Below are 22,499 nucleotides of genomic sequence, written 5' to 3'. Positions count from 1 at the left end.
AACTCCTGACTTTTGTTAAGTATCCGAATGATATCAGCTATTGAAGGAATGTGACCTGTATTAATAACTTGCTCTAATTCTTTTATCACCTTTACATCAAGGGTATTTCGATATCTTATTACGCTTCCATTTTTTGTTCCACCCATAAAAAAACGCGGTGCATTATTGTGAGGTGGTTCGTTCACAAAACTCGGGTTGTTTTTGAAAGGAACAACTTCATAGACTATAAACCTTTCCCTTCAATCCAATATACTTCCCTAATATTGATTTGCTGCCGAAGCTTTCTTACAAGTTCAACAGGTAACTTTCCCTTTTCAAACATTTCTTGGAGTGCATCTCTTTCTGCTTGGAATGCTTTATTTTTCAACTCTCGTTCATAACGCTCATTAATTTTCGAAGTGTGTTTATCTTTTATTTTCTTTAAAATCAATATCCATTCGTTATATTCCCCAATCACTAAATAGAGGATATCTTTATTTTCTGAGGACATCTCTTTCACCAATTGGTTGATTGCTGCTTTTGCCATTTCTATTTTTAACTCCACCATTTTTTGATATTGCTTCCTGCGCTTTTGTAGCATCGTTTCTTTTTGTGGAGATAAAACATGTAAGATACGGATCAAGATTCTTTTTATCGTATTCCCAATTACCAAAGCTCTATATTTCATTTGGTTTGTAATCGCCATTTCCCTTCGGTGAATATGTTCTTGGCAAAGATACGCTGTTTCCCGGTCAATTTCTTTATTTTTTCCTAGTTTTGCAATGTATTGAGACTCAGCCTCTAATGCCTTCAGCCGAATTTGTACTTCTGAGTTTTTGACAGCATTTGAGCTTTCTTCTTCATTTCCAGATCGAAGCTGATGTATTTTTTTATTATAAGATGTAATAATGGACAAAGCAGATGCACGATTTTCATCATTCATACTATTTTTTATGGCACGTATTGCTGCAATACTCATTTGTATAAGCGCCCAATTCTTTATCTTTTCCTTTTCCACCTCATTTTTATCTCCATCGGATTTCGCAATCAAAGGTAAGAAAATACTTGCAATAATCAGTGTTAAAAGGATAACACCTGCCGCTATAAAAAGTATAAGAGACCGTTCGGGAAACGGGCTACCATCCTCTAAAACATACGGAATCGAAAAAGCACCGGCCAGTGTAACCGCCCCTCTTACACCACCTAATGTTGTAAGGGCTATTTGTCTGAAGCTTAATTTTGCAATCCTTCGTTTTTGAATCCTCAAGCTAATGGATCCCGATAAAAAAATCCAAACAAAACGTAGGATTAATAATGCGGCAGTAATTAGAACTATGTATTTTATTGCTACAAAATTATTAAATAACGGATCCTTAATGATCGTACTTGCAACACTCGGAATCTGAATTCCGAGTAAAACAAATACCAAACCATTCAAAACATAAAGAATGACAGTCCAAGTACTTTTGGAAACTATCTGTAGATCCACTTTAGGGGACTTTTCATGATCCTTTTCTATAGCATGGACAATACCGGCAGCAACAACTGCTAATATACCCGATAGATGGAAATGTTCTGTAATCAGGAAAATGACAAATGGAGTAAGAATTTGAATAAGCATATGTACCGTTACATCTTCCATCCCAAAATGTCGTAACAGCACCCTGATCCTAATGATGATATATGCCAGAAAGGCTCCGCCTATGAAACCGCCAATCGCAATAATAACAAAGCTTATGCTGGCATTTAACAATGAAAAAACTCCCGTTACCATTGCAACAATGGCAAAATTAAAAGCAACAAGTCCAGATGCATCATTCATTAGTCCCTCTCCTTCAAGGATATGCAGTATAATTTTTGGCATTTTCACCCGACTTGACATCGCACTTACTGCCACCGCATCTGTCGGCGACAGGAGTGCTGCTAAAGCAAAGGATGCAGGTAGAGGAATCGTTGGAATAAGCCAATGAATAAAATACCCTATTATAAATACTGTAATGAATACAAGACCGAGTGCCATTAACAAAATAGGCGTTTTCAGTTTCCACAAAGTAATTCGCGATGCATTTCTTCCATCATTAAATAGCAGAGGAGCAATAAATAATACTAAAAATAACTCGGTTTCCATTGGAATATGGATTCCGAATGGAATGATAGCAATCATTACCCCAAGGGCAATCTGAATCAGCGGAACAGGAATGAACGGAACAAGATGATTCAATACATTAGAAAGTCCAATTATTGCCAATAATAGTAGGACGATAAAGAAATTTTCCATTATTATATTCTCCTTTCCATTTTTATCATTCGAAACACTATGTTTTATTATTCCTTTGAAAAAACCAGTCAAAATAAATACTGTCGCATTATATGGCTACCAATGAAAAATCCCGTTCAGAACTTTTCTGAACGGGATTTTTTATTGGTATAACAAAACTAATCATTCTTCTAGTCTAATTTTAATCCAGTGTCTTTCTTCATTAACTTCAGAACAATTAAATAAATAATTCCAATTCCTAACCAAATAAATCCTAATTTTTTTGAAAGCGGATCAAGATTAAGCCATACATACCCAATAATAATGAACCCTATTAATGGCAGGAACAAGTGCTTCATATAATCCTTGCTTCCGCTTTTTCTTAAAAAGTAATACATGACGGATACATGTAAAAATAGGAATGAGGATAATGCCCCAAAGTTAACAACCGATGACAGCATCCCTATTTGTGAAGCAAATACAGCGGTAACGATAACGGATAAAATCGCAATGGCAATGGTCCCTAAATAAGGAGTTCGATATTTGGGATGAACCTTCGCTAAGAACCCAGGTAATTTCCGGTCTCTTGCCATACTATATAAAATCCTTGAAATTGCTGCTTGGGCAACTAACGAGTTAGCAATTCCCCATGAAAGTGCGGTCGCCAAGATTGTTAAATATTTGAGCCAAGTTCCCCCTGCTACTTCTGCGATTTGATAAAAAGCTACATCTGGATTCTTGAAGCTTTTAAAATCCGGCCAAATGAGTGCGGCCACCCAGGTCTGAATGATAAATAAGGCTCCAACCGTCAATAATGCGTATACACATGCTTTACCAATGGCTTTACTGCCTTCTTTCGTTTCCTCTGCTAATGTAGATATCCCATCAAATCCCAAGAAGCTAAGTACAGCAATCGAAACTGCACCCATTACAACACTCATACTGAAATGGCTCTTATCATACAAAGGTTTGATGGTTATTTCAGCACCATTTACACCTTTTGCAATTGCAACGATGCCAACAATGACAAAGATAGCTAGTACAATTAATTCTAGGATAACAATAATTTTATTTGCTTTAGCAGTAAATTCAATTCCACGTATATTAATCACTGTATTAATTGCGATGAAAAGCAACACCCAGACAATAAGTGGGATTCCTGGAACCATATCATGCAAGGCAGATCCACTAACTAGATATAAAAGTGCCGGAACAAAAATATAGTCAAGTAAGATGAGCCAGCCTGCAATAAATCCAACTGAATCATTAATCCCTCTTTGAGCATAAGAATAGACCGAGCCGGCAATTGGAAATGCTTCAGACATACGCGCATAACTAAAAGCGGTAAAAATCATTCCGACCATCCCAATTAAATAAGCAAGTGCAATCATTCCATTAGAGCCTTGAGCTACAGATCCGTAAATCCCAAATGGCGCAATGGGAACCATAAAAACCATTCCATAAATTAATAAATCCCAAAACGAAAGAGAGCGTTTTAATTCTTGCTTATAGTGTGGCTTTTGTATCGGAGTTGCAAGTTTCTTTGCTTCCATTTGATTTCCCCCTTAGAAAACTTTCTCTATGCCCAGACTCTTTAAGACCTCTTTGGATAAATAGCATCTTGCCGTTTTCAAAGGATCAACTATTTGGCTTACCTGCACTTGACCAGCAGCACTTAAAAGCATAGCTGTTTCTTCTATCGTCATATCTGTTCTTTTTAGCAAGTAATCCACCATTTCTTCTACAGCTGAATCTGCAGCTTCATCCAGTGTTTTCTTCGAAACTAAAAAGGCAATGCCATCCTCATTTTCAACAAACGGTGTACGAAGAGACTCCCCTTTGATAACGGATAATGTTACTGTTACTTTTGCAGGGATTTCAATTCCTGATACCCCCACTTCGCCATCCCCCATGGCTGCATGTAAATCTCCTAGAGAAAATAATGCTCCCTTTTGAAAAACTGGAAAATAAACCGTTGCATTTTCCTTGATCAAAATAGTATCCATATTTCCGCCATGATCACCAGGTGTTCCACAGGACACTTCTCCTTCTTTTGGTGCTACGCCAATTACACCGATCATTGGATTCAGCGGCAAATGTATGTTTTCATTAAATATCGCTCTATTGTCCTTAATTGGCACCACTTTAATAGAAAAATTCGAAATTCGTTTGCCCATAACCCCTAAATCAGGACCTGTCACCATAACTCCTTTTTCAGCTAGTTCAATTTTTTGAATATGCACAGCAAGAATATCTCCCGGCTCTGCTTCTTCTACAAAAACCGGACCTGTTGCGGGATTAATTTGATTCCAGTCAATCGAGGAATAGTTCGTGGTTTCAGATGTAATTTGATTTAAAAAACAATCATATGTTTCGATAATCACTTTACTACCTGACTTTACCCGAATAGCAGGCTTGTGTTTGCTGCTCATTTCATAGATATAAGATTCACGTGTAAGCATCTCCATCATTATCATCCTCCTTATATTTTAATTATAAGAAAATTTGGATAATGGAGTTGCGTTATCTTGACTTATTTTTGTGATATGTTGCCTATTTTCGAAATATTATATAAATACATACCTATCATGCTGAAAATAGAAGATATTATCGATACTTTAACTGCTAATAAAAGACTATGGCTCACAAGATATACAAAAATACCACTCATCCAAAAAGCAAATAAACATATAACAAGCCAATAAGTATATTTCTTATCCCCTCTACATATGGCCAGTAAAGGAAAGGAAATGGTTATATAAAAGAGAAGATAACCGATAAAAATCATTTTAATATAGCTTACGAGCCAATATTGGCTAACAAAAACTAGTATTGTGAGGACAATAATTAATAAGTACATTACCCTTATTTTCTTTGATGGTTGCCATTTAGTATGAAGAGATTGAAGAAAAATAGATGCCATTGAATATATGGAGATGGCAACTGAATGCGCAGCACTAACAAGCCAAACTAACACAATCATGAGTATAATCAACCGCGATGGAATTTGTAATAAACCTTTGCTAAACAAAAGGAATGTACCGGGATGATGTTTACTTACAATATAAATTCCGTATATTAAAACAGAGGCTGGGATAGAGGCGGAGCAAAAAAGTGATAATTTAAGAGACGGATTACGATAATTTTCTTTAATAGACCGTAATACCTGCCATTGAAATGAGTTGGTTAAAAGCATACCGTTAAAAACAATTGGGATAGCAATAAATATTATTATCATTTCTTGCAATTGTAACGTGTGATGTTTCTCAAATGTAAGATAGGATTCGAAAATGGGATGAATTCCATCCTTCAAAAATAAAAACAAAGGTACGAATAAAAAAGCAAACCCACATAGCAATAAAAGGATATAAACCGTTCGATAGATAGTGAACATTCCACCTAATCCAGCAAAAATAACACAAAAAAGAAGTAATAAAGCAACAAAAATGAATGGTTGTTGAGGAAACCATACTCTAAACACATTATTGGCCAATGAAAGTTGGAACAATAAACCTTCTAAATTTGCAAAGATAAAGAGTGGTAGAAAATAGCTAAATCCAATTTTTGTGAATTTCTTCTGATAAAATCGAATCAATATAGGTTCATGAATATTTTTCACTTGAAATCCGTTCAAATAATAAGACAAAAGTAGATACATGCATATAAAAGAAAACATATAGTATCCAATGCTAATAAGCATTCCAAAATGAAATAAAAAATAAATAGGCATAAATAAAGAAGATGTTCCAAAGAAAGAAACCCACAACAATACCGTAGCGTGCTTCATACCATATTTTTTTCCAATCATAAAAAACTCGAGTGGCGAACGATGCTCTGCCACCCTATTTAAATTAAAAATAATAACTCCTGCGGCTAAAAATAAAATACTATACCAATCAATCATGAGAAAAACTCTCCTTATATTGGCGTGGGGACAATAATACCATCTTCTTAAACGTAGAACTAAAATGATGCAGACTAGTAAATCCAACTTCCTCCGAGATTTTTTGAATTGTCCAATCCGGATGTTCCTTTAAATGCTTTTTTGCTTTTTCAATGCGAAGGGAAACAAGGTATTCCTGAAAACTCATCCCCAATTCTTCTGAAAACTTTCTGCTTAAATAAGTAGGGGACATATGAACTTCTTCCGAGAGATCCTTTAAATTTAATTTTGAACCATAGTTTTTATGTATAATATTCAACACTTGTTGGACCACCGGCGAAACCTTTTCTAGATATCCAAATTGCTCCTTAAATCGGTCCAACGCCTGATAAAACTCCTTACTAATAACAGGTTTCACGATATAATCAAAGACATGTAATCGAATTGCCTGCTTTGCGTATTGAAAAGTCTCATAAGCCGTAATCATCATGCATTCTGTCTCATAATGCTCCCTAATGTACAAGCAAAGATCTAAGCCGGATTCACCTGGTAGATGTATATCTAAAAGTGCTAAATCAATAGATTGATTTTCAAGAACTCTCTTTGCTTGTGCAGCATCTTCTACCTTAATAACGGACCAAGATGGATATCTTTCATGTATTAAAAAATGTAATTGTTCCAATTCTAACTGTTCATCATCTACAATTAATATTTTCATCTTTATCCCTCCGGCGTATATGGCCAAACCGCTTTAGCAATCGTGATATTATTCTTTCTTATTAAAGAAACGTCCGTATATAAATCAAAAAGTAAAGATAAGCGTTTTCTAATATTCTCTAAACCTACTCCTAAATGGCCACTCTTTTCTACATCTATTCCAGGTCCATTATCACTCACAGATAAAGTGACCCAACTTCCACTTCTCGCTAGGGAGATGACTAATTGCTTCGTCCCGCTTTTTTTCTCTAACCCATGTTTAAACGCATTTTCAACAAGTGTCTGTAAAATATACGGCGGTAAACAAGTAGATTCTGCTTTTTCATCAATTTGGTACTGAATATGCAAATGATTACCAAATCGAATCTTCTGGATGGAAATATAATGAGATGTATAGGTTAATTCTTTTTCAAAGGAAACAAGCGATTCCTTCTCCACATATTTGTAGCGGATAAACTGCGAAAACTCTTCCAAGGCATGACTTACATCTTGAATTCTCCCTAAACGACTTAACGACAACATGGAATTTAGCGAGTTAAATAAAAAATGTGGCTGAATCTGTTGGCTTAACTGTAAATACTCAACACGATGCAGTTCCTTTTCCATTTCAATTTTCTTATTTTCTATCTGTAAATAATCAAACTCTTTTCCGAAAAATCCTAATAATAGCAATATGACATAGCTCGCAATCGGTATTCCTAAACCACATAAAATTAATATGGTAAAAACTGATTCATTCATAATGACTCCTTCATAATGGAGATTCCATTTGCAATTTTATTTAGCATATTATTATAGATTCAAAATATAATAAAATTCTAATTTTTACAAATGTTAATTCTATTATTTAAGAAGATGTTTGCTTTATTAAAACTCCTTTCATAAGCTTTGTTTCTTTTATAGAAGACAATCTTTATAACAGAGAATGAATAACGTTCTTAACAAAAGATGCCCCATAATAAGGCTAAATCAGGATTTATAGCATTATAAGAATTGCAACAACTTATACGGACAAAAACCTTATTAATATAATAAAAAGACTCCGAGTCCTAGCACTCAGAATCCTTCATTCGGATTATACAATTGCCCTTCCTGCTATTTTGAATTCACACCTCTAATATTCTTTACAGCTTTCTCTATTCTCGTTAACCCTTCTTCCAAAATAGAACGCCGACATGCAATATTCATTCTAACGAAGCCATCTCCGCTTTCCCCGAAAATATACCCTTGATTCAATGCTACCTTTGCTTCTTTAAGCATAAATTGTTCTAATGTTTTCCTATCAAAGCCTAGCTTTCTGCAGTCAATCCAAACTAAATATGTGCCTTCCGTTTGAATTACTTTTAATTCAGGGATGTTTTTCTGAATATAGTCGGTTACAAAGTCTAAGTTATGGCCTAAATAGTCAAGCAATTGTTCCAACCATTCATCCCCATAGAGATAAGCACTCTCGGTAGCAACAAGTCCAAAAGTACTTGTCATGCCAATTAAAAGTGATTCTAGTGTGTTGGTAAATTGTTCTCGAAAATTGTTATTCGGGATAATAATATTCGAGGTTTGCAACCCAGCAAGATTAAAGGTTTTACTGGGTGCTGTACAAATAATCGAGTGATTTGCAAATTCCTCAGAAATAGAGGCAAAAGGTGTATGCTGATTTCCCTTTAAAAGCAAATCAAAATGGATCTCATCAGATACGACAAGAACATTATGTTTAAGGCAGATTTCCCCTAACTGCATCAGTTCCTCTTTTGTCCATACCCTTCCAACTGGATTGTGAGGACTGGAAATAATGATCATCTTTACATCAGAATCTATTTTATTTTCAAGATCTTCTAAGTCCATTACATACCGCCCATCTTCAAATTTTAACGGGTTCGGTACAATCACTCTGTCATTCTTCTCCACTACATTGGCAAACGGATGATAAACCGGAGGCTGAATAATAATTTTATCTCCCGGCTTTGTAAAGGTATTAACGATCATCCCAAGGGCTGGAACAACACCAGGTACATGAATAATCCATTCTTTTTCTATCTCCCAATGATGTCTTCTTTTCATCCAACCAACGATTGCTTCATAGTAAGAGTCATCCCTAGCTGTATAGCCAAAAACACCATGCTCTGCCCGCTTTTTAATCGCTTCTATTACGGGTTCTGGTACCCTAAAGTCCATGTCTGCCACAAACAAAGGGATAAGATCCTTTTCTCCAAAAATATTTTCTGTTTCATCCCATTTCACAGAATTTGTATTTAATCGATTTATTTCTTGGTCAAAATTGTATTGCATCTTTTATCCCTCCATTATGCTTTTTTCCTTTGATGTTTTCATATGTTTAAGGCGTTGTCAATAAATTCGAAATATACAATTAAATATTATATCTAAATTGAACTTTGACAAGTGCATGAATTTCAATCTCCCCTGGTTCAATCGGTGTAGAAGTACCAGTGGCGAATTTTTGAAGGGGATGCGGCAATTCACTTATCTCTTCCGTAATTTTAAGAGGAATTGTGTCAAAATCAATATTTAGCGTCTCGGATATCGTCTTCGCCTTTGCTAAAGCATTTCTTAAAGCATTACTTAAGGTTTCTTGGTAATAAACCTGCTGATTTTCTAAAGAAAATTGTATATTCGAGACGTGATTGACTCCATTATTAACAGCTAAATCAATAATTTTACCCGCTTGAGTGACATTTATTATTTTTACCATAATGGCATTACTTACTTGGTAGCCTCTAAAAACTTGTTTTCCTTCCATGTAATCATATTTAGGGAAAATATTATAAGATGCTGTTTGTATATTATCTTTAGGGAAGCCAGTTTGTAAAAGGGCTTGAATAACCTGGTTCATTTTCGCAGCGTTTTCCTGCTGAGCCTGAGATAATAATTCATTTTCTGTCATAACTTCTAAATGAATCCGTACTGTATCTGGCCTGCAGAGAAGATTTGCAGTCCCTATCACAGTCATTATTCGGGGAGCCTTATTTCTGTATGGTTTTTGATTTGAGGGATAGTACATGGACAATCCTCCTATTTTGTTTCTTGTTTTATAAATATGCTTAAAATAGGAGTGATGGAAATAAATTTTCTATATTCATGTGTTGCTCCTCTCCGAAGTTCCAAGCAACACTTTATTAAGATGAAATAAGCCAAACCCGGTTGTCTGTGGGCTTGACTATATTTTTACTGTAGTACTTCCTTAGGAACCCATCCTACGATTCCGTTATTCTTTATTAATGCATATCCTGCACAAGTATCATCCAGTACAGAAATGATATCTCCCTTTTTTACATTTATTTGTGCACAGGATACTTCTTTTTTTACTTCAAAACCATTGTCTGTTTGATGGATATATTCATTTTTTACATATACCTGTTCACCTGTTTCTACTTGTTGGCACAAGGTAAAATAATCTCCTCTTTCCAGAGGTAAGATGCGATAGTCCACATAAGAAATGGACCCAGTCATGACAGTATCAGCCTCAAAATCAATTACAGCATTGATTTTTCGAAAATGATCGACGTATGTATAAGAATAAATATTCTCTGAAGAACTTGGTTGAATGATAAAGGCATTTAATTGCCCTGAATTTTTTACATTATTACCGCCGTCAATGGCAATTATTTTTTTCTCCAAGTCGATAATAGGATTGTTGGATAGTATTTTGCTAGAATAATTCCCAACAGGCCAATGGCCTACTATAACGTTTTTATTTGCACGATGGGACTTATATAAAAATTCCGGAATAGATATGGCATTATCCCTATCTGTATCTTTCCAGTTATCAATATCCTCCAGTCCGGCGTGAACAAAAATATATTGATCCGTTTCTATTGCTGTCGGCAGTTCGGACAACCACATGATTTCCTCAGAAAAATGTGTTAATAATTGCTCCTTAACTTCTTGTATACTAGTGTCAATTGTAATAGAAAATTCAATCTGCTCTAGCCATTCGTTCATAATCGAATGCTTTCTGGCACATAAATAGTTTATTAGCTGCGGATTTTCATTAAGAAGCTCTTCTACTAACGCATCACAATTGCCTTCTATTACATGAACCCTTGGATTCTGTGCTGCAAGCTCTATCACGTAACGAACAACCCCCGTGCTATTTGCACCTTTTTCACAAAGGTCACCATTTATGATAAGATAGTCTTCTTTACTAAATTGCACCTTATCTAAAAGCTCTTTAAAAAGCTCTAATTCTCCGTGAATGTCGGAGATTACGATGATTCGGGACTGATCTTTAATAGATAAAGCTTTTATTTTATTCAACAGAATTACTCCTTTTTCTTTGATACTATAAAATAATTCATTCGACAATCTTTTTGATATTCCTTTTTCATGAATATAGAGTTCTTTGATGAAGCTCACTAAATGGTGAAAACACTAGTTAGCGATTTCCTAACATAATTGTAAAAATAAATAAAAGCCATGTATCACTGCTAAGACACGGCTTAAATATTCTCATTCATATAACATCGAAATTAATTTCGTCTATGTCGGTTACCTTTTCAATGCCTTCATCTTTCCATTCTTCTCATCTCCATCCTTGTACTCAAATAAACCAATATGATTTCCCCATGGATAAAAAACCCATTCTAATAAGAATGAGTTTTTTATGACTTCTTAGCATTCCAAGTTCTACTTGAATTAATCTTATTCCAAAACAGGCGCCAGTTTGTCTGAGGTTATATTAGATTTTGCCAATCTCTAACACTGCTTGATTACACTATTATTCATTAAACATTTTGTTTAGAGCATCAGCGTTTGCCATTACTGCTTCCATTAAGTTATTATCTGAAACAATTTTGTAATTACCATCTTTATCTTTCTTGAGATTCAGTGTTACTTCACGGGTGGACATTGTTGCATTTTTATCCGTCATATCCTTAACAAGAGTTGTTTCCATTAATTTTGTCATTTCATCATCAGAATTCTCACTCTCGCTAAATGCACTAGCAAAAGCCATAGGCATTACTTCTCCTAGTGCCTTTGTTATAGCCATTTGCATATCAACAGATGTAATCTTCACTTTCACTTTCGCGGAATTATCATTAGTCGATACAACTACAGGCTTTTCAAATTTATAGTTTGATGCCAATGCTTTAAATAAAACTTTACCATTAATTCCATCGTTATCTTCGTTAAAATTCTTCAAATTAAATTCCTGATCTGAGGAACTTAAATGGACGTAGGTAATTGCTTTTTTATAATCACCATTTTTAATAGAAGTTAAAAAATCATTAACTGTCTCCTCTGGCTTTGGTCCGCCACACCCAGCTAATAATCCAAATGACACACAAAGTATCATTATTGCGATGAATAATTTTTTCTTCATTAATTATTCCCCCCAGAAATAATCTCATTATTTTTTAAGCAGCAAGTGTAATTATAGTGAATAAAAGGAATTTGGTAAACAGAATTTATAATAAAGGGGTTTCCTAATTAACCCAATAGGAGTAATAAGTGGAAGGGTAATTGATTTGGGTTCACTCTCTAGGATATAAAGAAAGAATAATAAGAATGTAAAATTGATAAATTTAAGAATCTCCTTAATTCGAATACGCCCAGATGTGATGTACCCATGGATACTTTCAAGTTGTTAATGGATAATATCATCTTTCTATGATTGCTACTTCTATTGAACTGCGAATAGTTAGTAGAAAACGCAAAAAAACGGCAAAGAAAAACTAGCCCTCCACCAAGCAAAGGACTAGTTTCTATTATATATATTGCTTTACATTCATTTCTCTATACTTTAAATTGGTTTGCAACATCCAGAAGTTCCTGAGCCATATTTGCTAGTAGTTTAGTTGCTGCACTTACTTCCTGCATAGAAGCGGTTTGTTCTTCCGTTGCTGCCGCCACCTCCTGAGTATGTTCAGTTGTTTGATCAGTTATGTTGCTTACATTTTTTATGGATTCAACTAGTGAATTTGTATGATGATGAATTTGTTCAATTGACTGAGATACCTCCAGCATTCGCTCGGTGACATCATTAACGGCCAATGAAATATCTGCAAATGATGTTCCTGCATCCCCTACCAATTCTGTTCCTTTATGCACTGCATTCCCGCCGAAGTTCATTGATTCAACAGCCTTAAGAGTATTGGCTTGAATCTCTTGAATGATTTCTCCAATTCGCTTTGTTGATTGGCTGGATTGCTCCGCAAGCTTACGAACCTCGTCAGCCACAACTGCGAAGCCTTTTCCGTGTTCACCTGCACGGGCTGCTTCAATCGCTGCATTTAAAGCTAGTAAATTAGTTTGGTCGGCAATTCCATTAATAATCGTAACAATTTCCTCAATTTCCTCAGATTTTTTACTTAACATGGTAATGACTTTGGCTGTATTCTCCGTATTCGTTGTGATATTTTCCATTTGTTCAATGGCTTTACCAACGATATCACTGCCCACCTGTGCTTTTCCAAACATCTCTTGCGAAGAATGGGCAACTTTTTCAGCACGGGATGATATATCATATATATCCTCTGAAATCTTACTAACTAACTGATTCGCTTGCTTGACACTTCCAAACTGCAAATCTGCGCCAGATGAAACCTCTTGTATAGAATCAGCAATTTGTTCAGAAGCTTTCGAGGTTTCATCGGCATTAGCACTAAGTTGCTCAGATGAAGCTGCAACTTGTTGGGACGTGTCAATTACTCTTCTTACAAGATTTTTTAAATTAGAAACCATTGCGTTAAAGCTTTTTGTAAGTTCTCCCATCTCATCCTTCCGATTTTCTCTTATGGCTTCAATCGACAAATCACCATCTGCTACTACTGCCATTCCGTTCCGCAAGGATGTCAGTATTTTATTAAAGTTGCGAATGAATAGGGTGATTGCAGCAATACCGATTAATAAGAATATAGCCGTTACTATAATAGTAGTATTTCGAACACCATCCCTTATTAAAATCGCTAACTTTTGCATATCAAAATCGAAACCGACAACCCCAATAATTTGACCATTTGAATCAGTAACTGCTTTCGCCAAAGTAATAGTCGATTTCCCAGTGCCGGTATCAATATATGGTTCTGTCCAAATGACTTTTCCGTTCGCCTTTTTTGCTTGTATATACCAATCCCTTTGTCGTGGATCAAATTGTTGTAAATTCACCTGTTCAGGAGGGATATTAGATAAATAAAATTCTCCATTCTCTGTAGCTAAATATGTATTTAAGAGATATTCATGTTTGTTTTCAAAATCTTTAAAAAACTTTTGATAGAACACTTCCTTAACTGGATCATTTACAGTTGGCATGTTTGTAAATTTTTGCGCGGAGGAAGCAGTAAAATTATATGTTTGAAACTGTACTTGTGACTTAGAACTGAAATTTTTTATTAGATCTTCATGTTCAATAAAAATATTTTTAAATTTTGTTGAAAACTTCTCCATATCCCCCTTTTGAATTACAGCATGCTCCAAAATACTAGTCTTTTGATAAAACATGAATCCTACAATTACAAGTGGAACAACCAATAGAAGGAGCATTAGTGCCGGTAGCTTAAATTTAATAGAATGAATGAACTTCATTGTCTTTCCCCCTTTTCAAAAAAAGATGCTGAAAATTAATATCGATGTTTTTTACAAAAAAGTCATCATTTTATAAATTTTCAAAATTATTATAAGTATATAGTACCATCTACTTTAGGTTCATTCAACAGAATTCTTTAAAAAATAACATATATCGACATTTGTGACAGCCTACCACATGGTGCTCGGCACCATTTATGTTATAAAAAAAAGCACCTGACAAGGCGCTAAATTGATAGTTCAGATTATATTTCTTTTATTAAACCCTCTTTTTCCGTTTGTAAAAAGAACTTCGTCACGAAAAAACCAGCGATGATTATCACCGTTGTTAAAATTCCCGCTTCCGGCCCAAATGCCCCTCCAGTTAAAATTGTGTCGTGAATTTTCGGCTGAAAAATGCTCGAGGTGTTTGTTCCGCTTACTTGAAATCCCCAGACATTACCTTGAAAGAAATTCCATGTCAGATGGTATCCCATTGGCATCCATAGACGATTTGTTTTTAAAAACATATACGCAAACAACAGTCCAATCAATACTATATTAATGAGGCCCAGGGGCTTGACGTTATCGTTTAAAATGTGAGCACAGCTAAAGATAACTGCTGAAACGATGTATATGACAATTTTTGAATGAGTGGGCCTTAATATTGAAATGATGTATCCACGGAAAAATAATTCCTCATTCAAGGCGACAAAAATAAACGTAATTAGTCCCAAAAGCAGTGACCATGAAAAATTCAACTCGAAATGATCAAAATAAATTTGCCCTGTAGCCCATAAAATAAGGAAAACAATTGTAATCGAAGCAAATCCTAGAATGAGACCAAAACCAAGTTCTCTCTTACTCTTCCAAAAATCCGTCCATCCCATCGCTCTCATGGCTTGTTTGTTGAATTTTGTCATAATTAAAACGGTTAACAGCACTCCAAAAAAAGATGCTGCTCCCGACAATAACCCTGTAATTGGATCGTCCAATGAAAGGTCGGCGACAGCTTCTAATGGAGCATCTGAAGTAACAATGGCATAAATTAGTGCCGGAATTGATAGGATTGTAGTCAGTACAAGCATTAAAATTAGAGAAATTACTAATTTAATAATAATTCCGCCAACCATACGCAGCTTACTTTTTCCTTCCAAAATATTTCCTCCTCGTTTGATAAGCCTTCAATCATTTTACAGGATATCAAACCGATTGAAAACTTAGAATGCGGGTCCACTGCCTTTGTTGCCTTTAACTTAATTGGTTGTGAACATCAGTCAAAACTCCATTATAAGGAGGGGCTGTTAAGCTACCAAAGTGAAAATTTATCATTCTGATCTCCGTGGATACGTCACGTCCAATAGAAGAAAATAAGGTTAAATCAATGCCGATCACCTTAAAACCGCAGAGAACCCCAAATGCAAGTTGGAAGGAACCGACAGTGATTACGAAAATGCCATAGATACATACAAATAAAGCCATCGTCAAAAACGGTGGCTCATTCGTTCTTCATACTGTTAATTTTTCTTTTGACCTCATCTACATTCGTATCGCTATAGATTGCCGTTTCGCGTCCGCCTGTCGTACTTGCCAGCCATTCTTTTACTTCATTGTAGGACATCCCTGACTGTGCATTTTTCCTCTTTACTTCATCAATGTTCGTTCCGGCTACTGTAAATGAATCGTTATTTTTCATAAAAAAGAAACCTCCTTGCTGTTTGCTATTATTGTTCTCTGGAGGTGTCATTTTAATCATGTTAATGTTATTTCTTCTAGGTAGGAGAGCAAATGTATATTTCGAATTTATTCTAACCTTCTCCACAGGCAACCGATTTAATCTTTTCAATTATCCGCTTGCGAATGGACATCTAAATACACTAGTACTTTCACTTATGCTATATCAAACTACAAAAACTATTCGCTCCACCCTGGTGCCGGCTGATGAACCCAACCATTAGAAGTACCTGTATTATCAATGGATTTTATCCAATATTCACCAACTTCTTTATTAAATAAGATGAGATTTTTCTTATCTGCGATAATTAATTCATAATTAGCTTGCTCTTGCTGAGAAACCGTCACTTCACCTGTCCCAGATGAAAATTGGATATCCCGTAATCCACTTGAAATCCACCATGCACTTATAAGCAAACAAACCCCAAAAAAGATAATAGAACCCGATAGATAATTTTTAGTCATTTCCCAATCCCCTTTAATAAATATTTATACTTTTTATACGTATTAACCGGATTCTGGTTTCTGTTTTGGATAAATATTATTTATTTAACTGACAAGAGTGGCATTTATCTATACTGCTACGCAATCCCCATTTGCTACTGTTCAAGCATCTTCTCCAAAAGAGGAATAATCTGATTTCCCTGTGAGAGATTCCCCTTTATCCAATCTAGTTCCACTGAAACAAGAGTTTGGATTTGCTTCACAGCATTTTTGTGTTTATCTGGTGTGATATGTTCAAAAATTTGTTGTAACTCCAGAACCAATTCTGCCGGAAGCGATAGTTCTACTGTCTTCAGCCCTAACTGCGCCCGTTTCGGTGCGTACTTATGCAAAAGCACCCTTGCTAAATGATGCATGACATTTGTTAACATTTTCACCGCCCAAATGTCATTGCCCCTCGCAGCCGTTTTTGAATATTGAAACATAAACCAAGCGACATCATTAACATCATCACGATATTCATTATCAGAAAGTGTTAGCGTCTGCGTTTCCGTGAATCTTTCCAAAAGATGATTTGGGTCATACAATACTCTGAAGTAATCCTTTTCTACGAATGAATCAAGGGTAACAGTAAACATATCAATATGTAGCATATCATCATACACTGCAATAATTTGCGGTGCAATAATGAAAATATCGTCGTAAAAAAGGATATCCCTGTAAGTATATAAGTGATCCAAACGCTTTTCTAAAAAAGCTTCTTCATCCTCCTGATTAACTAAGCAATACAAATCAATGTCAGAATGCTCATCATAATCATTTCGCCCCATCGAACCTTTCAGAAAAATAGCTTGCACTAATTCATCCTGCTTCAAACTTTTCACAATCTTTCTTACAGCTAAATCCTGTCGTAACATATGAAAATCTCCTTTCTAAAAAAAATTCGATAAACAAAATGGATATTCCTCTTTCGGAAAATTTGTAAAGCTTCCTTGACATCTTACCCCAATGTAAAGTAAGCTTTACTCAAAATATGTAAAGCTTACTTTACAGATTCTTTTTCTTTAGGAGGTTCCATGGATAACCGAATTAAAGAACTACGTAAACTATTCAGCATGACCCAAGAGGATTTATCGAAGAAGGTGGGAGTATCTCGGCAATCGATTATTGCTATTGAGTCAGGAAAATACAATCCATCATTAGAATTAGCCTACAAAATTGCCAAGACCTTTCAATGTAAAATTGAGGATGTATTCTTATTTTAGAGAACGGGGGATGGGATTATGGAAATTTCAGTTGGAGGCTTAGTAGGCCTATACGGGGGATTATTAATCGGCGGATTTGGCTGGTGGTTCGGAAGAAAGATGGCTCATAAAAATCGTGGAATAGATGAGTTATATCACCATATTTGGCAAAAAGCCAGATCCTATTCATGGTTTGCAACGATAGCAGCCATATATATTTTGTTTTCCATCTCTGCTTTAGGAGTTCCATTGAAGGTCCCGATGGTTCTTGGTGTATTGTTGTTAGTTCACTTAGGAAGCTGGGCGATAATTGGGATGGTGATGAATTTTAGAATGAACGTTATTCCGAAGCCTGTTAACAAAGCAACCAAGATTGTATTAGGGGTCACCATCATTACAATATCCATTATTATTTTCACTACCATGTCCTTAGTAACACAAAATTGGAAGTTCTTATTATGGAGTATTATTCCAAATAGTTTGGGGATATGGTCTATTATTCAAATTAAAGAAAAAGCGGAATAGCCTGTTTGTAAGCTACCTCCTACTTAAGAGCACCTGAAGCAACTGCGTTGTGTACTGTTGCTTTTGTTATAGTGCCTGGCACCATACAGTGTAACAGCATATCTCTTTTAGTCTGGTGCCTAGCACCACATTGAAGCAGAAAAACAATGCCACTCAATCACTAGTTGAATGGCATTCAACCATCTGTTGATAGTTTAAAAGAGGTGAAAATGTTACCATCATATTAAGCAGTGCGCACTGTCAATTGACTCAGGTGGAGGAGATAAGGATGCTTGACACTCGTAAGATTGGGGTATATATTTCAACACTACGGAAAAAGAAAGATATGACACAATTGGAATTAGCAGATCAACTAAATGTAAGTCATCAGGCAGTATCCAAATGGGAGCGAGGGGAATCACTACCAGATATCGGAACATTTCCGATGCTTGCGCAGATTTTCAATGTGACCGTAGATAACATTATGAATGCTGGAGAAACGGTGGAACATCGTAAATATCAGCATATCGGTGAAATGTTTGGTGAAATTTCTGTTGGCAAAACAGATGAAGTAGCGAAGATGGTTAATTCCGGGAAGGTTAGCTTAGAAGAATTCGTAGATGTTGCTCCTTTGGTCAAGGCTAGTATTCTCGATAAGGTAACGGAAAATTTGGATACTGGTGTATTTAATTTAGACATGATCATGAGACTTGCCCCATTTGTTGGATCGGACATTTTAGATGAGTTAATTCAGCAAATGTCATCAGGTGAAATGGACTGGGATATCGTTACAAGTATCGCTCCATTTTTAAGTAAGTCTGCCTTGCAGCAGTTAGTGGATAAAACAATCGTAGATTCTTTACCTATCCAAGAAATAACGAGAATTGCTCCATTCCTTGAAAAGGATTATGTTGACAAACTGGTACAAATGGCCGAGGAAGGATCCATCAACTGGAGTTATGTTCAAGCATTAGCTCCGTTCATTAGTAGGGAGCGGTTAAGTGACTTAGTAAATCAAGTTGCCGATGGAAAGCTAGATATCAATCAAATTATGACCCTTGCACCTTTTTTAGGGAGAGAAAATATAGAAACATTATTACAGAAAATTGGAATAGAAAATATGAATCCTGATACACTTGCAATGCTTGCTCCTTTCATTAGCAGAGAAACGATAGGTAGTTTAATAAAAGAATTAATGAATCAGAGAAAGTAGTTTGGATGGATGATATTATTAGCAGCGCTTTTTATGCGCTGCTTTTTTGCATTTGACAGATATTGTGTAGACCTTCATTTTAAAAAAAAATTCATTTTCCCCTTATAAAAGAGTATTTTTTCTTTCTCCCGAATATAAAAATAATAGAGTGTAAAAATTGAAAAATGCTCATACTATACGAATGGGGTGATATCCGTTTTGAAAAGAAAAAAATATATAAGTGTTCTCATCGGAGTTTTTCTTGTATTCTTCCCAAATATCCATGTAAAAGCCCCACCGGCTCAAGCTCATGTTCAAGCAATGGAACAAAATGGCGGGCTACAGAATCAGCTTGCTCATTTCCTTAATAGTGAGCCAAGTTTAAAGGGTGCCATTGCCGGAGTTAGTATCCGCTCAGCTACAACCGGTCAAATTGTATATGAGCATAATGGAAATATTCGCTTACGTCCCGCATCTAATATGAAGCTATTAACAGCTGCTGCAGCCCTCTCATCCTTAGGGGAAAACTATCAATTTACGACAGAAGTTCTTACTGATGGCAAGATGAAAGGTGATATGTTAAAAGGAAATCTTATTTTAAAAGGGAAAGGTGATCCTACCCTTTTGAAAAGGGATTTTGACTCTATAGCAGATAGTCTCCAAAAAAAGGGAATAAAAGTAATTCAAGGTGATCTCATAGGCGATGACACATGGTATGACGATATTCGTCTGTCTACTGATCTCATGTGGAGTGATGAATCAAGCTATTATGGGGCACAGATTTCCGCTTTAACGGCTTCACCTGATGAAGATTATGATGCAGGAACAGTGCTTATCGAGGTAAAACCAGGGAACAAAATTGGCTCCCGTGCAATCATAAGCATCACACCTCGTTCAAACTATGTGAACATTGTCAACAATGCCGTAACCGTTTCTCCAGATAGTATAAAAGAAATAAAAATTGTAAGAAAACACGGTTCCAATACTATTTCCATTGAAGGGGTAATTCCTTTTAAAGCTGCAGTTTCAAAAGAATGGGTAGCAGTTTGGGAGCCAACTGGCTACGCCCTCCGCTTATTCAAAGAATCGTTATCGTCTAAAGGAATAAGATTAATCGGAAAGACAAAAACAGGTGTATCTCCTATTAATGCACATATAATAACAAAACATCATTCTATGCCCTTGAAAAAGTTACTTATTCCGTTTATGAAATTGAGTAATAACGGACATGCCGAAGTATTGGTAAAGGAAATGGGAAAAGCAATAAAGAATGAAGGCAGTTGGGATAAAGGGCTCGAGGTGATGAAAGGTCAATTATCAAAACTGGGAGTACATCCAGATACCCTTGTGTTAAGAGATGGTTCTGGAATCTCTCATATCGATTTAGTGCCAGCTAATGAAATTTCCAAGCTATTATTCGAAGTTCAGGATAAAAAATGGTTCAAATCCTATATGCAATCACTTCCTGTATCAGGAGAAATGGACAAGATGGTTGGAGGAACATTGCGGTACCGGATGAAAGCAGCTTCCTTAAAAGGAAAGGTCTTCGCTAAAACTGGCTCGTTATCCACTGTTAGCTCCTTATCAGGGTATGTAAAAACCCAAAAAGGTGATAAGCTGATTTTTTCTATACTTATCAATAATATAGTCGACGAATCAAAAGGCAAAGATATCGAGGACAAAATTTGTGCATTGCTTGCGAATCAGTAGGGAATGGCTACCTGGCTATTTTCTACTGATTTTCATATGTGCCTTGCTCCATTTTCACAAGCTAAATGCTTAGTCATCGAATATAGAAGGTATATAATAATAGTAGAGTTAGTTATTAAAGGAGGATGTCTTATGTTCCAAAAAATATTAGTAGCAGTAGACGGCTCTGAAATGAGTAAAAAAGCAATCGACGCAGCTATTCACCTTGCGAAGGAACAGAAGGCTGAGATTACTTTAGTACATGTGGAAAGAAATATAAATATACCAATGGGAATGGAAACTGCCTCTGTTGACTTTATTTATGAAACCATTAAAAAGGAAGGCGAAAATCTTTTAATTGAGATGCAAAAAAACGCTGTTGCTGAGGGTGTACACACTAAAACGGAATATCTTCAAGGTGACCCTGCTTCCCAAATTATCCACTTAGCAGAAAAAGATAACTACCAATTAATTATTATTGGTAGCAGAGGATTAAACAACATAAAAGAAATGATGTTGGGAAGTGTTAGCCACAAAGTTTCCCAAATGTCTCATTGCCCAGTATTAATTGTAAAATAATGATTAGAATACAGGGAGAGCCACCGTTCTCCCTGTATTTTATTTGCTCTAGGAGGAAAGAAGATGAAAATCGTTGGTATATCAGGCGCTTTAGCAGGAGGTAAAACTTTACAAACCGTTCATGAAGTATTAGCTGCTGCAAAAAATATCCACCCTGCCATTGAATCCGAATTAATTGATTTACGAGAATATGAAATAGAATTTATGCGCGGTACTCCCCTATCTTATTACAATGACGATACTCAAACAGTTGTCAATAAAATGCTACAGGCAGACCTTTTAGTAATTGGAACACCAATTTATCAAGCATCCATTTCAGGTGTTCTAAAAAACTTATTTGACCTTTTACCTATTCGTGCATTTAAATCAAAAGTAATTGGTTGTATAACCAATGGCGGATCATTTAAGCATTTTCTAGTTACACAATATCAACTAAAGCCTATTTTGCACTATTTGGAGGCAATCGTTGTTGCAAAAGATGTTTTCGTTCATAATGACTGGTTCGACATAGAAACTGGTGAAATTACGGAAAAAGATGTTCTGAGAAGGATACATGCTCTTGCAGAGGATATGATTCATTTACATATGAAAAAAGAAAGTTAGCGAACAAGTAATATACTGTCCGCTAACATAGTTCTACCATATTCTTTCATTAAACGTTTGATTAATTTCATTTTCTTTCTTATGTCTGTAGGTTCCACCGATTATATATGTCTACAAAATTTTGTCCGCTTGCAACCTCTTTATATCTTTATTATT

General features: G+C 35.6%; 21 protein-coding genes and 2 pseudogenes. 6 read left to right on the top strand and 17 right to left on the bottom strand.

Annotated features, from left to right (window positions below; all coding sequences use genetic code 11):
* Positions 1–223: 223 nt before the first annotated feature.
* The 17 genes and pseudogenes from KHA87_RS16315 to KHA87_RS16240 form a co-directional block, all read right to left on the bottom strand.
* On the bottom strand, positions 224–2,257 hold the full coding sequence (locus KHA87_RS16315) for a Na+/H+ antiporter (protein WP_213095245.1): 2,034 nt from the start codon (positions 2,255–2,257) through the stop codon (positions 224–226).
* Between the two features lie 170 nt (positions 2,258–2,427).
* Positions 2,428–3,789, bottom strand: a complete 1,362-nt coding sequence (locus KHA87_RS16310) for an APC family permease (protein WP_213095244.1) — start codon at positions 3,787–3,789, stop codon at positions 2,428–2,430.
* 12 nt (positions 3,790–3,801) lie between these two features.
* Positions 3,802–4,704, bottom strand: coding sequence for an acetamidase/formamidase family protein (locus tag KHA87_RS16305; protein WP_213095581.1), 903 nt, complete (start codon positions 4,702–4,704; stop codon positions 3,802–3,804).
* Between the two features lie 65 nt (positions 4,705–4,769).
* Positions 4,770–6,140: a hypothetical protein gene (locus tag KHA87_RS16300; RefSeq protein ID WP_213095243.1), complete on the bottom strand. Its 1,371-nt coding sequence runs from the start codon at positions 6,138–6,140 to the stop codon at positions 4,770–4,772.
* Positions 6,133–6,837, bottom strand: coding sequence for a response regulator transcription factor (locus KHA87_RS16295; RefSeq protein WP_213095242.1), 705 nt, complete (start codon positions 6,835–6,837; stop codon positions 6,133–6,135). The genes KHA87_RS16300 and KHA87_RS16295 overlap by 8 nt, the downstream gene beginning before the upstream one ends.
* A 2-nt stretch (positions 6,838–6,839) precedes the next feature.
* Entirely contained in the window at positions 6,840–7,577 is a 738-nt protein-coding gene (locus KHA87_RS16290; protein WP_213095241.1) for a sensor histidine kinase, read from the bottom strand.
* Positions 7,578–7,931: 354 nt separating this feature from the next.
* Entirely contained in the window at positions 7,932–9,122 is a 1,191-nt protein-coding gene (locus KHA87_RS16285; protein ID WP_213095240.1) for a MalY/PatB family protein, read from the bottom strand.
* A gap of 79 nt (positions 9,123–9,201) precedes the next feature.
* Positions 9,202–9,852 (bottom strand): SIMPL domain-containing protein, encoded by a 651-nt coding sequence (locus KHA87_RS16280; RefSeq protein WP_213095239.1) that lies wholly within the window; start codon positions 9,850–9,852, stop codon positions 9,202–9,204.
* 164 nt (positions 9,853–10,016) lie between these two features.
* Entirely contained in the window at positions 10,017–11,108 is a 1,092-nt protein-coding gene (locus KHA87_RS16275; protein WP_213095238.1) for a metallophosphoesterase, read from the bottom strand.
* Positions 11,109–11,568: 460 nt separating this feature from the next.
* Positions 11,569–12,174, bottom strand: coding sequence for a DUF4878 domain-containing protein (locus KHA87_RS16270; RefSeq protein ID WP_213095237.1), 606 nt, complete (start codon positions 12,172–12,174; stop codon positions 11,569–11,571).
* A 413-nt stretch (positions 12,175–12,587) separates the two neighbouring features.
* A pseudogene (locus tag KHA87_RS22680) lies at positions 12,588–13,223 on the bottom strand (methyl-accepting chemotaxis protein); the annotation flags it as partial.
* A gap of 306 nt (positions 13,224–13,529) precedes the next feature.
* Positions 13,530–14,102 (bottom strand): annotated as a pseudogene (locus tag KHA87_RS22675) (PDC sensor domain-containing protein); the annotation flags it as partial.
* A gap of 518 nt (positions 14,103–14,620) precedes the next feature.
* Entirely contained in the window at positions 14,621–15,511 is an 891-nt protein-coding gene (locus tag KHA87_RS16260) for a CPBP family intramembrane glutamic endopeptidase (protein ID WP_213095235.1), read from the bottom strand.
* Positions 15,512–15,605: 94 nt separating this feature from the next.
* Entirely contained in the window at positions 15,606–15,842 is a 237-nt protein-coding gene (locus tag KHA87_RS16255) for a hypothetical protein (protein ID WP_213095234.1), read from the bottom strand.
* Positions 15,843–15,852: 10 nt separating this feature from the next.
* Positions 15,853–16,050, bottom strand: coding sequence for a gamma-type small acid-soluble spore protein (locus KHA87_RS16250; RefSeq protein ID WP_213095233.1), 198 nt, complete (start codon positions 16,048–16,050; stop codon positions 15,853–15,855).
* 218 nt (positions 16,051–16,268) lie between these two features.
* Positions 16,269–16,553, bottom strand: coding sequence for a hypothetical protein (locus KHA87_RS16245; RefSeq protein WP_213095232.1), 285 nt, complete (start codon positions 16,551–16,553; stop codon positions 16,269–16,271).
* 134 nt (positions 16,554–16,687) lie between these two features.
* The gene (locus KHA87_RS16240; protein WP_213095231.1) at positions 16,688–17,449 is read right to left on the bottom strand and encodes a nucleotidyltransferase domain-containing protein; all 762 of its coding nucleotides are present in this window, start codon (positions 17,447–17,449) and stop codon (positions 16,688–16,690) included.
* A gap of 159 nt (positions 17,450–17,608) precedes the next feature.
* On the opposite strand from KHA87_RS16240, the gene KHA87_RS16235 reads away from it, so the two are divergent.
* The 6 genes from KHA87_RS16235 to KHA87_RS16210 all read left to right on the top strand — a co-directional run bounded on the left by KHA87_RS16235 (position 17,609) and on the right by KHA87_RS16210 (position 22,343).
* Positions 17,609–17,797: a helix-turn-helix transcriptional regulator gene (locus KHA87_RS16235; protein WP_213095230.1), complete on the top strand. Its 189-nt coding sequence runs from the start codon at positions 17,609–17,611 to the stop codon at positions 17,795–17,797.
* Between the two features lie 18 nt (positions 17,798–17,815).
* Complete coding sequence (locus tag KHA87_RS16230) at positions 17,816–18,301, top strand: hypothetical protein (protein WP_213095229.1); 486 nt, start codon at positions 17,816–17,818, stop codon at positions 18,299–18,301.
* A 268-nt stretch (positions 18,302–18,569) separates the two neighbouring features.
* Entirely contained in the window at positions 18,570–19,493 is a 924-nt protein-coding gene (locus KHA87_RS16225; RefSeq protein ID WP_213095228.1) for a helix-turn-helix domain-containing protein, read from the top strand.
* A 198-nt stretch (positions 19,494–19,691) separates the two neighbouring features.
* The gene (gene dacB / locus KHA87_RS16220; RefSeq protein ID WP_213095227.1) at positions 19,692–21,182 is read left to right on the top strand and encodes a D-alanyl-D-alanine carboxypeptidase/D-alanyl-D-alanine endopeptidase; all 1,491 of its coding nucleotides are present in this window, start codon (positions 19,692–19,694) and stop codon (positions 21,180–21,182) included.
* 132 nt (positions 21,183–21,314) lie between these two features.
* Positions 21,315–21,740, top strand: a complete 426-nt coding sequence (locus KHA87_RS16215; RefSeq protein WP_213095226.1) for a universal stress protein — start codon at positions 21,315–21,317, stop codon at positions 21,738–21,740.
* Positions 21,741–21,803: 63 nt separating this feature from the next.
* Positions 21,804–22,343, top strand: a complete 540-nt coding sequence (locus KHA87_RS16210; protein WP_213095225.1) for an NADPH-dependent FMN reductase — start codon at positions 21,804–21,806, stop codon at positions 22,341–22,343.
* The last annotated feature ends 156 nt before the right edge of the window (positions 22,344–22,499 follow it).

Source organism: Bacillus sp. FJAT-49736, assembly GCF_018343615.1.
Classification (GTDB): domain Bacteria; phylum Bacillota; class Bacilli; order Bacillales; family Bacillaceae_C; genus Margalitia.
Note: the sequence above shows the minus strand (reverse complement) of the source record. Positions and strands in the feature narration are given on the sequence as shown.

Bases quoted from the DNA above. Each gene is read 5' to 3' on its own strand.
- KHA87_RS16315 (WP_213095245.1), bottom strand. From the start codon at position 2,257: ATGGAAAATTTCTTTATCGTCCTACTATTATTGGCAATAATTGGACTT.
- KHA87_RS16310 (WP_213095244.1), bottom strand. From the start codon at position 3,789: ATGGAAGCAAAGAAACTTGCAACTCCGATACAAAAGCCACACTATAAG.
- KHA87_RS16305 (WP_213095581.1), bottom strand. From the start codon at position 4,704: ATGGAGATGCTTACACGTGAATCTTATATCTATGAAATGAGCAGCAAA.
- KHA87_RS16300 (WP_213095243.1), bottom strand. From the start codon at position 6,140: ATGATTGATTGGTATAGTATTTTATTTTTAGCCGCAGGAGTTATTATT.
- KHA87_RS16295 (WP_213095242.1), bottom strand. From the start codon at position 6,837: ATGAAAATATTAATTGTAGATGATGAACAGTTAGAATTGGAACAATTA.
- KHA87_RS16290 (WP_213095241.1), bottom strand. From the start codon at position 7,577: ATGAATGAATCAGTTTTTACCATATTAATTTTATGTGGTTTAGGAATA.
- KHA87_RS16285 (WP_213095240.1), bottom strand. From the start codon at position 9,122: ATGCAATACAATTTTGACCAAGAAATAAATCGATTAAATACAAATTCT.
- KHA87_RS16280 (WP_213095239.1), bottom strand. From the start codon at position 9,852: ATGTACTATCCCTCAAATCAAAAACCATACAGAAATAAGGCTCCCCGA.
- KHA87_RS16270 (WP_213095237.1), bottom strand. From the start codon at position 12,174: ATGAAGAAAAAATTATTCATCGCAATAATGATACTTTGTGTGTCATTT.
- KHA87_RS16250 (WP_213095233.1), bottom strand. From the start codon at position 16,050: ATGAAAAATAACGATTCATTTACAGTAGCCGGAACGAACATTGATGAA.
- KHA87_RS16245 (WP_213095232.1), bottom strand. From the start codon at position 16,553: ATGACTAAAAATTATCTATCGGGTTCTATTATCTTTTTTGGGGTTTGT.
- KHA87_RS16240 (WP_213095231.1), bottom strand. From the start codon at position 17,449: ATGTTACGACAGGATTTAGCTGTAAGAAAGATTGTGAAAAGTTTGAAG.
- KHA87_RS16235 (WP_213095230.1), top strand. From the start codon at position 17,609: ATGGATAACCGAATTAAAGAACTACGTAAACTATTCAGCATGACCCAA.
- KHA87_RS16230 (WP_213095229.1), top strand. From the start codon at position 17,816: ATGGAAATTTCAGTTGGAGGCTTAGTAGGCCTATACGGGGGATTATTA.
- KHA87_RS16225 (WP_213095228.1), top strand. From the start codon at position 18,570: ATGCTTGACACTCGTAAGATTGGGGTATATATTTCAACACTACGGAAA.
- KHA87_RS16215 (WP_213095226.1), top strand. From the start codon at position 21,315: ATGTTCCAAAAAATATTAGTAGCAGTAGACGGCTCTGAAATGAGTAAA.
- KHA87_RS16210 (WP_213095225.1), top strand. From the start codon at position 21,804: ATGAAAATCGTTGGTATATCAGGCGCTTTAGCAGGAGGTAAAACTTTA.